Origin of the sequence: Turicimonas muris, assembly GCF_002221595.1 — a bacterium.
Classification (GTDB): domain Bacteria; phylum Pseudomonadota; class Gammaproteobacteria; order Burkholderiales; family Burkholderiaceae_F; genus Turicimonas; species Turicimonas muris.
The window spans coordinates 432,196-445,785 of sequence record NZ_NHMP01000002.1; the positions used below are offsets into that span (position 1 = coordinate 432,196).

Below are 13,590 nucleotides of genomic sequence, written 5' to 3' on the forward strand. Positions count from 1 at the left end.
GGTTGATTATTTCTTTCGGGAAAGGCGTTTTAAATAATCTACCATACTGGATTCCTCAGCTCCCATCGGACGGTGAGTTGAGGATTTGCTGGCAGGTTGTGCCGGAGTTTGTGCTTTTCCTTGATCAATGCCGGCCTGAACGTCTGCATTTTTTTCATTGCTCTTCATCATTTCGTCCATAACGCTTCCTTCTCCTACGTTTTGATAGTTGTTGGTCTGAACCGGAGCAGGCTGGCGATAATAGCTTTGCTCAGGCTGTCTTTGATAGATATTACTATTGTTGTAAGGATGTTGTGAAGGATCCTCTGCTTGGAAATAACCATAAGGGCTCATATAACCTTCGGGCACAATATCCGAGGGGCTGGTTGGAGCCCGTAAACCGTATTGATTAGGACCGCGCTGAGAGCCTAACAAGAGGAAAATCAAAAGAACAACATTCAGGATAGGAATGCATTGAGCCCAAATCCACCATCCTGTGTGATCTCGGTCGTGGAGGCGGCGAATTGTCACCGAAATAACCGGACAAATAACTAGCAGGCTATACGCCGCATTGATGATGGAGATAGCAGAAACCAATTCAGGCTGGCCTGCGAGGGGATTGACAAGAGTTTTAATGGAATCGCCGGAGGTAAGTACGGCATCTATGTCGCCACCAAAAAGAGCTAAACAAAACAGAATGACGATATTGATTAAAGTAAATGACCAATACTCAGCTCTGGATGCTCTTCCTTTAAAAGTTAAATATCTAGAAAAACAATAAAAATACCAACGAAACATGGCTTCTTCTCCTTATAAGCGTTGATATCTTAGAGTACCTGCAAAAGGCTGAGCGAGATTATCACCCAAAAAAGTAAAGGACAAGAAAAACCAAATTTTGATTCCGTTGGGCGATATTGCAAAACACAACAAGTTGGTTTTCTTGAAATATTTTCATTCAGAATCTGAGAACAGGAAAGACAATATTCTTAAAGTTCTGATTATGAATAATCAAGGGGATCCTATCTGCCCAACACTTCTACCGAGGTTACCAAAGCTTCTCTATCAAGTTCGTCTTGAGAGAGTGGCGGTTTTCGGGACGCTAGTTCCTCAAGTCTGCTCATTACCTCATTCCATCTTGTCTAGATTGGAGGCAAAAAAGATTTGGGAAGAGAGAACTTGATCGTTTGTGTCTCTTTCCAATGCCTCATCTACTATTTTTTGAAATTCTCTAGCAAGTTCATTCTTTGAAGGTGCAGGTGAGCGTTCGTTAAGAGCTTCGAGCTTTCTTCCTATTTCATCTCCTTTTTCTTCAACTAGTTAGATCGCAGAGGAAGTTTCGGAAGAAACATTTTGTGTTTTCCAATGCCTCCCCAATCCTTCATTAATGATTTTTTCGGCCTCCCTATCCATTTCCTCCTTGGAGAGCGGGGGCTGACGCTCTGCTAGAGCATCGAGCCGCCTGGCTATTTCATATCCTTTTTCTTCTATACGGTGTCGAGCAAAAGACGTTCCGGAAAGAAATTCATCTGGATAAGCAGGGTCTCTTCCCATAGCTTTGTCTAATCTTACTTCAACCTCTCGGTCAAAATCCTCCAGAGAGCCAGGAAAGTCTTCGGATAGCAATTCGTCAACAATTCTTTCCAGTTCTTTCTTCTCATCTTTTAGAAGATTAGAGGCTGAAGGAGCATCAGAATGCGGACTGCTTAGCCTTTGGTGTTGAGAGAGAAAACTATAGGAGCTTTTTCTGTTTGGTCGTAAATATCTAGAGAAAAAATTATCGGAGGTCTGGTTTTCAGAATGGACAACGTCGTCTGGACTAGCTGGAGCGCATGCACCGTATTTATTCTGAGCTTTTTGTGAATCAAGCATTAAAAAAATTAGAACAAGAAAGTTCAAGAAAGGAATGAACTGTCCTACCGCCCACCAGCCGGAATGGTTTCTATCATGGAGTCTTCTAACGGTAACAGCCAGAGCCGGACAAAAAATAAATACGCCGAATACAACCTCCAAAATAGTGAGAACAGAAACTAAGGTAGGAGAGTTGTTCAGCGCAGCGAGCATTACTCTGTATTTTTCTCCGGATGTGGTTTCTCCATGAATAGTTCCGGTAAGAAGAGAAAAGCTGAAAAGAACAAAAATATTAATTAGCGCGAATGACCAGAATTCAGCTCTGGATGCTCTGCCATTGAAATCAAAGTATTTTCTTAAGCAATAGCGGTACCAATTCAACATATCGCCTTCTCCTTTTATAAGATGATAGCTGATGAGAGGCACAGAAGATATAGGTTTTGTTTCGAGAAAGAATGGCTGAATACGGAGACCAATTCATAGGCTTTACGAAAGATTCCTGTTTCCATTTAAGGTAATAGATGGAAAATCAGCGGAAGTCAAAAGTTTGAGGTAAGAGGTGCGATACAATTCCTCAAAAAATCTGAATAGGTAAATTCCTCTCATGAAGAAAACACTTCTCTCTATTTCTTTGGCAGTCTCTGCCGCTCTTTTGTTAACTGCTTGTAAAACAACAGAGCCTTATTACAGCTATTCCTTCGAGCCTAACGCACAAATTCAGCGTGCATGGCATCGCATCGACGCAAAAGACATTGGGGTTGAACAAGTAAGAGTAGTCAAAATAATAGATTTGGATTGTGCTGGCGACAGAATTGCTGTTCCAGGTGAAGGAGAATTTTCAGATCTGAGGGACGCTTTCGCTCATTATTGGAAGAATGCGTTCATCACCGATCTTTCCAGTGTTGGAATGCTCAATCAAGAAAAGCCAAAGGTAAAGCTCTATAACCTCATCGATTCCGTCAAAATTATTGCTGAGCCGACTCAGCTTCAATGGCGGATCAAAATGGAAATCTTTTCTTCCAATGGCGGTATGCTTAAACAAGAAATTACCTATAACGCTCCGACTGACGGTTTAAAGAACATGAGAGAGGGCTGCTCACGATTAGCCGCTGGACTAGATAAGGCTGTTGCCTGGTCAATTCTTAAAACAATTAGTGATCCAAGATTCCAAGAAATGGTTCAGCCTGGCCTCGGGTACGTTCCATCAATGAAAGCTGTGAGCATCACATCAGTATTCCAACCGGATACGGAAGAAGATTATTGGAAGTCGAAACCAACCCGTTAAATCTTCAATCTCCTTTAAGTTGACGGTTTAAAGCTGCCTTCTTAAAGGGGCATTTTTTCTTTTAAAGCTCTAAATTCAAAGTAATTGCAATAAGACTCTCCGTTAAAGACTTATGTTGGCTATCTGTAAGCGGTGAGTTTTCATTTTTTTTGTCTGTTAACAAAAACTCTTTGTCTTTTAAGAAAATGTTGCCTTTGGTAGACTGATTTCAATTAAAAGCTGATGGGGTCAGGAGTTATGAGCTAATTCTCCCCCTCGGCAAGTAATTTCTGCTTAGGTTGATTAGGTGATTTTTAAAACCAATTAAACCGTTAGTTTTTACCGAGGAAAAAATGTTTGACTTTGAGACATGGGTTGATAGGTGCGGACACGATTCGATGTCTGCGGATCGATTAAAAAATGATTTATGGCAATTGCCGGTTGGAAATCCAAAACCGGGATTTGACCCAATTCCATTATGGCTGGCAGACATGAACTTTGCTACAGCCCCATGCGTAATCGAAGTAATCAAAAAACGTTTGGATCATCCAATCTTTGGCTATTTTGCTCCCTCTGCAAAATATTACGAAGCAATCAAGAAATGGCAAAAAGACAGCTTCGGCGTAACGGATTTGTCAGAGCAAAACATTGGGTACCAAAACGGCGTCTTAGGTGGTGTCACAAGTGCCTTATCCGTCCTCACGGATCGGGGAGGAGCAGTCCTTGTTCACTCACCCATTTATTCTGGTTTTTTAACTCAGTTAAAGCGAAATGGTTATGAGATTGTTTTGAGTGATTTGGTAGTAGATGAAGCTGGAGTTTGGAGAATGGATTTTGCTGATATGGAAAGAAAAATCCAACAATACAAAATCCATACTCTCCTTTTTTGTTCTCCTCATAACCCGACCGGCCGAGTATGGAGCAGAGAGGAGCTGGAACGCTTATCAGATCTCTGTGAAAAATATGATATTTACGTTATCTGTGATGAGATCTGGGCTGATTTCTCATTATTCGGAAACCGCCACATTCCGCTTCAAACTGTGTCTCTGGCACTAAGAGAAAGGACAATGGCCTTTTATTCTCCGTCAAAGACCTTCAATTTAGCCGGAATTGTCGGTGCATACCATATTGTTTATAACCAGAGACTGATGGATCGACTTTCTTGGCAGAGCTGCACATCTCACTACAACGATATGAACGTTCTGACAATGCATGCACTAATAGGTGCTTATTCAGAACAAGGAAGAATCTGGCTGGATGAACTTAAACAAGTTCTTGAAGAGAACATTACTTACACTACTCATTTTATTCATCAAAATTTTGAGGGCATCCGACTGGTTAAGCCTCAAGGCACATTCGTGATGTTGCTTGAATGTTCTCAATGGTGTCAAAAACATGGGGTAGCCATTGAAGAAGTTTTATTAAGAGGGGTTGAAGCCGGTGTTATTTGGAGAGACGGGAAGGCTTTCAATGTTCCCTGCGGAATCCGAATGAACGTTGGGATTCCGTTTGCCAAGATAAAGGAAGTGTGTGACCGACTGCTCAAGTACGTTTTTATTTAATCCAATAGATCGGAGATTAGTTGTCGGATTTGAAAAAATCTCTCGGACAGGAGCCGTAAAGATTCTTGAACTGAATTGAAAATGCCGATGCGTCGCTATAGCCGGCTTGAATGGCGGTGGATTTCACCGGAGAGCCGTTCGCAATTTTTTCAAGAGCAAATATAAGACGCATCCGGTGTTTCCAATCTCGGAAGCTCATACCGGTAGCTCGGATAAAGTGACGAGTTAAGGTTCGCGGGGTCACATTTAATTTATTGGCTAGCTCTTGTGCACTGGTTGACCAGGCACGATGATGAAGTAAATCGTTGAGCACTGAACGTAACGGTTCTTCTTCGGGCATTAAGACGTCTGCGTTAAAAGCTTTTGTCTCTTGGACTAGAAGCAGAAGAAGGTGTCTCATTTCTTGCTTTGCCCCGGGGAATTGGTGCTGAAAAAGAGTAGCGATAAGTTCTCGAATTAGAGCAGTTGCGGCAAAAACCTTAATGCTTTTTGATTCAAAGATATCTTTGTATTCGCTCTTATCAAAATACAAAGAACGCATTTTAGTAGCTGATAAAAATGTGATTGTATGTTCAATGCCGGCAGGAATCCAAAGAGCTTGATAAGGAGCAATTATTCTTCTTCCTTGGCGTGTGGTGGCAAGCATTATGCCTTCGCAAGCATAGAGAAGCTGGGCTCTTGAATGTTTGTGGGCCGGGCGCATTTCTCCCGCTATGTAGTCTTTAGAGACGGATTGCCACTTGTCAGAGGTTTCGCTTTGCATATTTAACTGTTCAGATAAAGAACGAGCTTGGTTTCCTTAATTGAGTTGATTTAAGAGGTTGAGACAGCACCTCTTTAAAGTTTATTTCAAGTCAGCATTATATTTTTACAAGGAGTCAAAATGATAAAAACTACCGACTACAACGATGTAATTATTCACCAAGAGTGGTGTTCCCCTTGCGGCTGGCTAGATTTAGCTTCTATCGGAAATACCCTTGTCATGAGTGATTGGGTGGAGGGTTGGCATCGTTTACCAACGTTAAGTCGTTTTCGTCGTTTGACAAAGAAGGAGTTTGAAACCGGAACTTCTCCGGTTATTGAAAAAGCGAAGACGCAGTTGTTCGAATATTTTCAAGGGAAAAGGGAAAATTTTGATCTTCCGCTTGAATTTATAGGAACAGATTTCCAGAAACGAGTTTGGACTGCACTTCTGGATATTCCCTTTGGTGAAACAAAGAGCTATGGTGAGATAGCTGCAACTGTGGGATGCCAAGCTTACCAGGCTGTCGGCGGGGCTGTTGGATCTAATCCTCTCTCTATTATTGTTCCTTGTCACAGAGTTATTGGAGCAAACGGCAAGCTCACTGGCTATGGTGGAGGCTTTGAGGCTAAAACGTGGCTGTTATCCCATGAACGTTCCAAGTTCTATCTCTCTTGAGCTCGGTGGCTAAGAGGAGTTCACTGGGAACCAAACGGAGCTTCAATGAAAGGGGGCTGAAGGTGCACGGCAAATGAATATTTTTAGAATCCTCTTTAATGGCAAGATCAAATGAAAATTGACAAAAAAATCAAAATGTGTTCGTAATTTTTGAGGTAAGGCTTTTACCTAACAAAAAAGATCATTATCTCGAGTTAGCAGAAGAACTTAAACATCTGCTCAACGGGGCAGAAGAACTCGTCCGTACAGAGAGATTCGTTAGTTTGAAGGATGAAGACAAGCTTTTGTCCTTGAATGTCTGGAAAAGTGAAAAAGATGTTGACAGATGGAGAAACACAATTGCACATCGGATATCTCAGAAAGAAGGACGGTCTGAATTGTTCGAAAGTTACAGAATAACCGTTGCTCATGCAGTGAGGGAATACGGAGATAAGGAGAGGGAAGAAGCTCCGGAAGATTCAAATAAATACTTTCTAGAAGAAAACGATGAAGGATGAGGCTTTCTTCGTTTATGGCAAAAAGGAAATAAGTTACTTCAAAGCCAAAGATAAGCGCTTAGGGAAGGTCATCGATAAAGTTGTCCACATTGAAAGAGAGACTATCCCGGATTTATTTTCCGCCCTGGTCCACTCAATTGTCGGTCAGCAGATTTCTACTAAGGATCACTCCACAATTTGGCAGAGGATGGAGAATGAACTTGGATATCCGCTGATTCCTACACATATTGCAGGCTTGGATAAAGAAACTTTGCAAACCTTTGGCATTACTTTTAAGAAGGAGGAATACATCAAAGTAGCGGCTAAGAAAGTTGTGGACGGAGATTTAGACATAGAGAGGCTGAGGTTCCTGTCTGACAACGAAGTCTGCAAAGAATTGGTCAAACTCGATGGAATAGGAGTTTGGACAGCAGAAATGCTTTTAATTTTTTCAATGCGGCGTCCAAATATATTGAGCTTCGGTGACTTAGCCATCTTGAGAGGAATGCGGATGGTTTACCATCATCGACAAATCTCTAAAAAACTTTTTGAAAAATATAAAAAACGTTTATCTCCTTACGCATCTGTGGCAAGTCTTTACTTTTGGGCGGTTGCCGGCGGAGCAGTCCTGGAAATGAAGGACTATGCAACTAAAAAACGCTCGTTGAAAAGATGAAGAATAGTTTTTGAAGTCTTGAGAGAACATAGCTCTGCAGCGTTGTCCGGTGAAAGTCAGGTTAGTTTGTAAAGATGCACCAGAATTTTTCAGCAAAGCTCATGACTGCACCAGTAATTGTCAGGAACGAAAGGTGCAGCCTTGTTTATGGTCAACTGACTTTTTGAAGTCCGGAAAAATTAAAAATGTTATTGCTGTCCTGCCAGAGATCAAAAAATCTGGTTCTAGATTGAGAATACCAAGCCGGATGCTTTAAGTACCACTTAACCGTATCATTCAGAGCGGCTTTTATTTCTTTTGGATTTTTAATCTGAAGAGGAATGAGTTCATTCTCCCAGCTGTTTGAAATTCCATTTTGAATCGCCGGGTTATCCAGTTCATCAATCAAAGCTTGATACTTTCCCATTGGAGGAGGAACTTCAGCATTGAGAACGTCACAGATGGTGTTAGCAATCTCAAGCTGTGAAAGTTGGGAGGCCGGAGGAAGGAGGCGGTAATGCTTTCCAAGCTTCCCGTTCTCTTCTATGTAAAGAAGGGCTGATACAACATCATCTACGGAGACGAGAGGATCGTCAATAAGAGCTTCCGGAACGACCGGAATGCTTTCTCCTTCGATCGCACGGTAAATCATGAAAGGAGTGGGGCTGTCTGGTTGTTGGAATGGACCGAAAACCGAAGGAACGGATAAAGTTATTATAGGCAGCCCCTGTGAGGCGTAACCGTCAATCATCTGTACAGCTTTCTCTGAAAAACCATTTTTGCAGGTTCTGGTTGTCAGAAAAATAATCTTTTGCGCATTCTCAGGGTTCCGAACAAACCTGTTTCTCCAAAGAGTTAACGAATCTAAAAAAGTCTTCAATCCCTCTAGAGCATCCTCCACAGACTTATTCCTGGGAGCGATTGTGACAAAGATTGTATCTACTGCAGCTGTAAGAAGCGCTTGACGGACTTCATCAGCATGGGAAACGTCGCAGCGGGCAAAAATATGGTGAGGCTTCTGCATCAAATCAGCGATATTGAGCAGATTTCCCGAACCCGAAAGGTTATCAAAATTATAAACCTGCCGATTTTCTTCAATAAGACGATAGGCGAGGTTGGTGCCAATAAAGCCGGCACCACCAAAAACTGCAACACGTTTCAAACTTGCACCTCATATTATTGGGTTCATTCTATTTAACTGCTTTCAAAATTAAAATTGGGATTTGTTATAGAGTAAAAACACTTAGTACTTATAGCCTATATTTCAATTTGTCAGTTTTAGGGGTTAAATGGAATTAAAACCTTTGATATTTGTCATTTATTTCATAATGTAGGAGCATAATTTCGCTATATTACAAACTTATTTAATATGACTAAATAAACTACTTATCCATGGAAATTACTTAGGATTATGAGGTGGATAAATCACAGACTTATTTAGATTTTTCTTCACCCCTGCAAACAACATGGACAATACTACCAATAATTTTCTAGTTTTCTTTTAACCAAATTAAGAATTGGTATACAAAATAACAAGGTTTTACAGAATTGCTGACATTTTTTAATTTGAGCCTCGAGTTTCTTCAGACAGGAACATTTCCGTGCTATTTGTATATCATTGAAGTCTACTCAAACAAAGGAAAAAAATGATTAGATATTTAACAGCTATTACTGCCGCAGTTATTCTTTCTACAGGAGCTGCGGCTCAAAGTATCCAACTAAAGTCATTGCCGGCTGGTTCAAATCTTACATTTGTTGCACAAGCAAGTTCGGAAATTCCGAATGATCTGGCAGTGATGGTTTTTTCGGCTGTTTCTGAGAGTAAGGATCTTCCTACGGCTCAGTCAAATCTAAATGGGATCATGGCCGAGGCACAAAAGACTATCTCTGATTTTTCCTCTTTAGCAAAAATTCAAAATTACGGTTACTCCGCTTTTCCTGTCTATTCCAAACCAAAAGCAGGGCAGGCCCCTGAAATTGTCGGCTGGAAAGCCGTTCAGCGTATCCAGGTTCAGACTGAAGATATTGAAGGGGTTCCTGCTCTCGTTCAAACCGCACAAAATGCCAAATTGGCTCTAGACAACATTAACTACGGTCTGACAAAAGCAACCAAAGAACTTACTCAGGAAAAATTAATTGGCATGGTTGTCGAAAACGTCAACAAAAAAGCAGCCAATGTTGCATTGGCGATGAAACTTCCGGTTGAAACTTTTTATATAGAAAAGCTTGAGTTTAATCAAGGATTTGATTCTGCTCCAAGAAACTTCGCTGTGCGCTCCATGATGGCGGCAGATTCTTCTGCAGGGGTGACGATGCCGTCTTTCGAAGCGGGTACTTCAAATGTAGAGCTATCCGCACGGGCAAGTCTGAAAATTCTACCCGACAGCCCACAGTAACCCGATTGCAAACCCGAATGATTAGTTGAAAATCGGTTAATTTTGCGTTTTTATTTGCTCTTTGGCGCTCATGCACTAGGGTTTTTGACTAAAATAATCAAGATATGCACAAACAGTCGCAGAAGTTGATTGAATCTGCGGAAACTAATAAGGAGATTTATTCGTGAGACCAAATTCATCCCACCCCATTCTTGCTAAAGAAGGTTGGGGCATCATAGGCGCTTCAATTTTTGTGGCCCTTCTTGTTTGGCTCCTTTTCGGAGGATTTATATCCTTCCTTTGCTTTGTCCTGTTGGCCTTCGTTATTCAGTTCTTCAGAGATCCGCCCAGGGCAGTCAGCCAGACACCTCATGCTGTATTAGCCGGTGCTGACGGCAGAATCTGCAAGATTCAAAAATGTATTAACCCGTATACAGGCAAGGAAGAGATGCTTATCTCTACCTTCATGAATGTTTTCAATGTTCACTCAAACTACTGCCCTGTTGGCGGTAAAGTTGAAGCCATCGAATATATCCCCGGTTCTTTCGTTAACGCCGACCTGGACAAGGCCAGCGAGCAAAATGAAAGAAACGCTGTTGTCGTCAAGTCCGATGAAGGTCCTGTTATCACTTTCGTACAGATTGCCGGCTTAGTTGCACGCCGTATCATTTGCCATCTGCATGTTGGTGAAGAAGTTGAAAGAGGACAGAGATATGGTTTCATCCGTTTCGGATCCAGAGTTGATATCTATGTTCCTTTAAATTCAGAAGTTTTAGTTTTTGTAGGACAGAAGGTCAGAGCTACTGATACAGTGATTGCCCTTTTGAATCCGGAAAAATTAGAGGAACCGGTCCAAGGTCAGCCTGTTCCTGAATTAGAAGCTTCTGAAAAAGTTGAAATCCCGGTTGCTCAGCCGGTTCAAACAGCTGAAAAACAGGAGGCATAAATGCCCACACCAAGCGATAAGATGAAAGCCGCTCGCTCGAGAAGACGTTTAAATCTCGCTCCTAGACCCCGTATCACTCCTCAGGCTATTGTCAAGGAAAGAATTGACACGGTAAAGAAGAAGGGGATCTATCTTCTTCCGAACTTATTTACTCTTTCCAGTCTTTTTTCGGGCTTTTTCGCAGTGGTCGTAGCAATACAGGGAGATTTCGAGAAAGCTGCTCTTGCCATTTTCGTCTCCATGGTTTTGGACGGATGCGACGGACGCGTAGCGCGTTTGACTCATACTTCCAGCCAATTTGGTGTTGAATTCGACTCCTTGGCAGATATGTGTGCATTCGGCATGGCACCGGCTTTAGTTATGTATCAGTGGTGTTTGCATGATCTCGGACGTCTGGGTTGGGCGGCTGCATTTGTTTACTGTGCAGGCGCGGCTCTGAGACTGGCACGCTTCAACACTAATGTCGGTGTAGTTGATAAGAGTTTCTTCCAAGGTCTTCCTTCTCCGGCAGCGGCTGCTCTTGTAGCTGGTTTCGTTTGGCTTGCTGCTGATCAAAGAATTCCGGTTAATGCTGCATGGCTGCCTTGGCTCGCCTTGGTTATCACAGTTTATGCCGGCTTAACCATGGTCTGCAACGCTCCTTTCTATTCCGGAAAGAGCTTCCATTCCGGTAAGAGCGTTCCTTTCTGGGTTCTGATTGCTGCTGTGGTTGTTTTGTTTATTGTAGCAAATGATCCTGCTTTAGTGGTATTTGTCCTTTTCTGCTGCTACGCACTCAGCGGATTTATTTACCAGTTCTATCTTTGGTACACAGGGCAAGATAATCCGGTCAGACCCAAAGAAGATGAGATCGAATTAGACGAGCCGGAGGAACCTGTTGAGGCTCAAGATCGGCAATAATTAATTTGATCAAAGTTAGGCGCCCGAGTGGCGCCTTTTTATTGATCGAAAACTACGATTTCTTTTCACACCTCAATATAATTGATAGGATTAGATACAACTCTAAGCCTATAAACCTTAAATTCAGAAAATTATATGAATACACCGGAAAAATTAATCATTTTTGATACCACTCTTCGAGACGGTGAGCAAAGCCCGGGCGCCACAATGGGGCAGGCAGACAAATTAAGAATTGCTAAACAATTAGAAAGAATGGGAGTAGACGTTATCGAAGCTGGTTTTGCAGCGAGTTCTCCCGGTGATTTCGCAGCTATTCAAGCTATTGCTCAGGTCGTTAAAAACTCAACAGTCTGTTCTTTGGCACGAGCAAACCTTAGAGATATCGAAAAGGCTGGCTTGGCTATTCAAGCCGCTCCCAGAAAGAGAATTCATACCTTTATTGCTACTTCTCCCCTGCATATGGAGAAAAAGCTCAATTTGCAGCCAGGCCAAGTAATTGAAGCTGCGGTTTCTGCGATCCGTGAGGCTAAAAAATACACGGACGATATCGAATTCTCCTGTGAAGATGCCTCCAGATCTGAACCTGAATTTTTATATCGAATCATTGAGGCAGCTATCAGAGAGGGAGCAAACACGATTAACATTCCGGATACCGTCGGATATGCCGTTCCATCTGTTTTCGGAGAATTTATCAAGAATCTAAGAGAGCATGTGTACAACTCGGATCAAGCTATTTGGTCTGTTCACTGTCATAATGATCTCGGTTTAGCTGTTGCTAATTCTCTTTCCGGTGTCCACTTCGGAGGTGCCCGCCAAATTGAGTGTTCTATCAACGGTCTGGGCGAAAGAGCAGGCAATTGCGCTTTGGAAGAAGTTGTAATGGCCGTTAAGACAAGAAAAGATTTCTTTAACCTCGGCTGCTATATCGATACGAGACAACTGGTTCCAGCTTCCAAGTTGGTTTCTTCTATCACAGGATTCCCGATTCAGCCGAACAAGGCCATTGTTGGTGCCAATGCATTCTCTCATGCTTCGGGTATTCACCAGGACGGTGTTTTAAAAGCTAGAGACACTTACGAAATCATGACGGCTGAGGAAGTGGGTTGGAATACCAACAAGCTTGTTCTCGGAAAATTGTCCGGTAGATCTGCCTTCCGTCAGCGCGTAAGAGAACTCGGTATTCCTACAAAGAGTGAAGAAGAAATTAATGAAGCTTTTGCTCGGTTTAAAGAGCTCGCAGACAAAAAGACGGATATTTTTGATGAAGATATTCAATCATTATTTGATGAGCAATACACCGAGCAGCAAAACATTAAATTCGTTTCTTTGAAACAGGCTAGCGAAACCGGCAAGCGTCCCTATGCAGAAATTGTTTATCTGGAAAACGGAGTAGAACGTCACGGTCAAGCCGAAGGAAACGGCCCGGTCGATGCAACTTTCAATGCGATTGAAAGTTGTGCGAAGAGCGGGGCAGAACTTCTTCTTTACTCCGTTAATGCATTGACTCTTGGAACCCAAGCTCAGGGCGAAGTTACAGTCCGATTGTCATTTGGCGGCAGAATGGTCAATGGCAATGGAGCAGACCCGGATATTTTGGCAGCTTCTGCCAAAGCCTATCTGGATGCTTTGAATAAACTCAATGTTGTAAGAGAGAAGAAGAATCCGCAATTCGGAAACGACGCGGCAGCGGTCTAATTTCTTCTAATTTCAATTCAGAGCGGCACATGAAAGTTCGAACTTTTGTGTGCTGTTTCTTTTACAGCTAAGCCGAAGATCGCGCTGTTAATTTTCTAAATGTCTTTCCCAGGATTCTTTTGTTTATAAAGGATTTTTTATTGGGCAAATTGCCGGCAAAAAAAAATCGCCGATCGACTATGGATGGCGACTACTGTCTGTGGGAGGGTCGACAGTTAAAAAGAGAATTTATGGGTCCTTTCGATACTGCATGACAGGGAACTCACAAAATTTCTAAGCTCACAAGTTCACTCAGATGTAATTGTAACTAAGCGTCATTTTCTTTACCTCGTACAAAACGACATTTGTTAAGCAAAAGGGAAATTGAGAGTAACTTCCTACGGGATTTTGAGAGTAGTTTCCTAGGCGATTCTGAGAGCTTATTCCAGGGCGAAATTGGGAGTTTTACCAAAGCGAAAATGGGAGTTAGG

Annotated in this window: 13 protein-coding genes; 9 read left to right on the forward strand and 4 right to left on the reverse strand. The window is 42.2% G+C overall.

Annotation, left to right across the window (positions count from 1 at the left end; all coding sequences use genetic code 11):
• Positions 1-6: 6 nt before the first annotated feature.
• Both ADH67_RS05260 and ADH67_RS05270 read right to left on the reverse strand, forming a co-directional pair.
• Complete coding sequence (locus ADH67_RS05260) at positions 7-777, reverse strand: DUF805 domain-containing protein (RefSeq protein WP_066592049.1); 771 nt, start codon at positions 775-777, stop codon at positions 7-9.
• A 519-nt stretch (positions 778-1,296) separates the two neighbouring features.
• The gene (locus ADH67_RS05270; protein ID WP_066592052.1) at positions 1,297-2,211 is read right to left on the reverse strand and encodes a DUF805 domain-containing protein; all 915 of its coding nucleotides are present in this window, start codon (positions 2,209-2,211) and stop codon (positions 1,297-1,299) included.
• A 220-nt stretch (positions 2,212-2,431) separates the two neighbouring features.
• Here ADH67_RS05270 and ADH67_RS05275 point away from each other — a divergent pair, with 220 nt between their 5' ends.
• Positions 2,432-3,112 (forward strand): hypothetical protein, encoded by a 681-nt coding sequence (locus ADH67_RS05275; RefSeq protein ID WP_066592061.1) that lies wholly within the window; start codon positions 2,432-2,434, stop codon positions 3,110-3,112.
• Positions 3,113-3,444: 332 nt separating this feature from the next.
• Positions 3,445-4,653 (forward strand): MalY/PatB family protein, encoded by a 1,209-nt coding sequence (locus tag ADH67_RS05280; protein WP_066592072.1) that lies wholly within the window; start codon positions 3,445-3,447, stop codon positions 4,651-4,653.
• Between the two features lie 16 nt (positions 4,654-4,669).
• On the opposite strand, the gene ADH67_RS05285 is transcribed toward ADH67_RS05280, so the two are convergent.
• The gene (locus ADH67_RS05285; protein ID WP_066592073.1) at positions 4,670-5,416 is read right to left on the reverse strand and encodes an AraC family transcriptional regulator; all 747 of its coding nucleotides are present in this window, start codon (positions 5,414-5,416) and stop codon (positions 4,670-4,672) included.
• A 120-nt stretch (positions 5,417-5,536) separates the two neighbouring features.
• Between ADH67_RS05285 and ADH67_RS13625 the strand changes: the two genes are divergently transcribed.
• The 3 genes from ADH67_RS13625 to ADH67_RS05300 all read left to right on the forward strand — a co-directional run bounded on the left by ADH67_RS13625 (position 5,537) and on the right by ADH67_RS05300 (position 7,225).
• A complete protein-coding gene (locus ADH67_RS13625) occupies positions 5,537-6,073 on the forward strand; it encodes a methylated-DNA--[protein]-cysteine S-methyltransferase (protein ID WP_066592075.1) in 537 nt (178 codons plus the stop codon).
• Between the two features lie 137 nt (positions 6,074-6,210).
• Positions 6,211-6,570 (forward strand): antibiotic biosynthesis monooxygenase family protein, encoded by a 360-nt coding sequence (locus ADH67_RS05295; protein WP_066592077.1) that lies wholly within the window; start codon positions 6,211-6,213, stop codon positions 6,568-6,570.
• Positions 6,560-7,225 (forward strand): DNA-3-methyladenine glycosylase family protein, encoded by a 666-nt coding sequence (locus tag ADH67_RS05300; protein ID WP_066592079.1) that lies wholly within the window; start codon positions 6,560-6,562, stop codon positions 7,223-7,225. Before ADH67_RS05295 ends, ADH67_RS05300 begins: the two co-directional genes overlap by 11 nt.
• A gap of 151 nt (positions 7,226-7,376) precedes the next feature.
• Here the strand turns inward: ADH67_RS05300 and ADH67_RS05305 are convergent, their stop codons facing one another.
• The gene (locus ADH67_RS05305) at positions 7,377-8,366 is read right to left on the reverse strand and encodes an NAD-dependent epimerase/dehydratase family protein (RefSeq protein WP_066592082.1); all 990 of its coding nucleotides are present in this window, start codon (positions 8,364-8,366) and stop codon (positions 7,377-7,379) included.
• Positions 8,367-8,850: 484 nt separating this feature from the next.
• On the opposite strand from ADH67_RS05305, the gene ADH67_RS05310 reads away from it, so the two are divergent.
• The 4 genes from ADH67_RS05310 to ADH67_RS05325 all read left to right on the forward strand — a co-directional run bounded on the left by ADH67_RS05310 (position 8,851) and on the right by ADH67_RS05325 (position 13,120).
• The gene (locus tag ADH67_RS05310; RefSeq protein WP_066592084.1) at positions 8,851-9,600 is read left to right on the forward strand and encodes an SIMPL domain-containing protein; all 750 of its coding nucleotides are present in this window, start codon (positions 8,851-8,853) and stop codon (positions 9,598-9,600) included.
• A gap of 163 nt (positions 9,601-9,763) precedes the next feature.
• Positions 9,764-10,525 carry a phosphatidylserine decarboxylase gene (locus ADH67_RS05315; RefSeq protein WP_066592086.1) on the forward strand — a complete coding sequence of 254 codons (762 nt, stop codon included), beginning with the start codon at positions 9,764-9,766 and terminating at the stop codon, positions 10,523-10,525.
• Between the two features lie 21 nt (positions 10,526-10,546).
• Positions 10,547-11,425, forward strand: coding sequence for a CDP-diacylglycerol--serine O-phosphatidyltransferase (pssA, locus tag ADH67_RS05320; protein ID WP_089275712.1), 879 nt, complete (start codon positions 10,547-10,549; stop codon positions 11,423-11,425).
• Between the two features lie 135 nt (positions 11,426-11,560).
• On the forward strand, positions 11,561-13,120 hold the full coding sequence (locus ADH67_RS05325; RefSeq protein WP_066592093.1) for a 2-isopropylmalate synthase: 1,560 nt from the start codon (positions 11,561-11,563) through the stop codon (positions 13,118-13,120).
• The last annotated feature ends 470 nt before the right edge of the window (positions 13,121-13,590 follow it).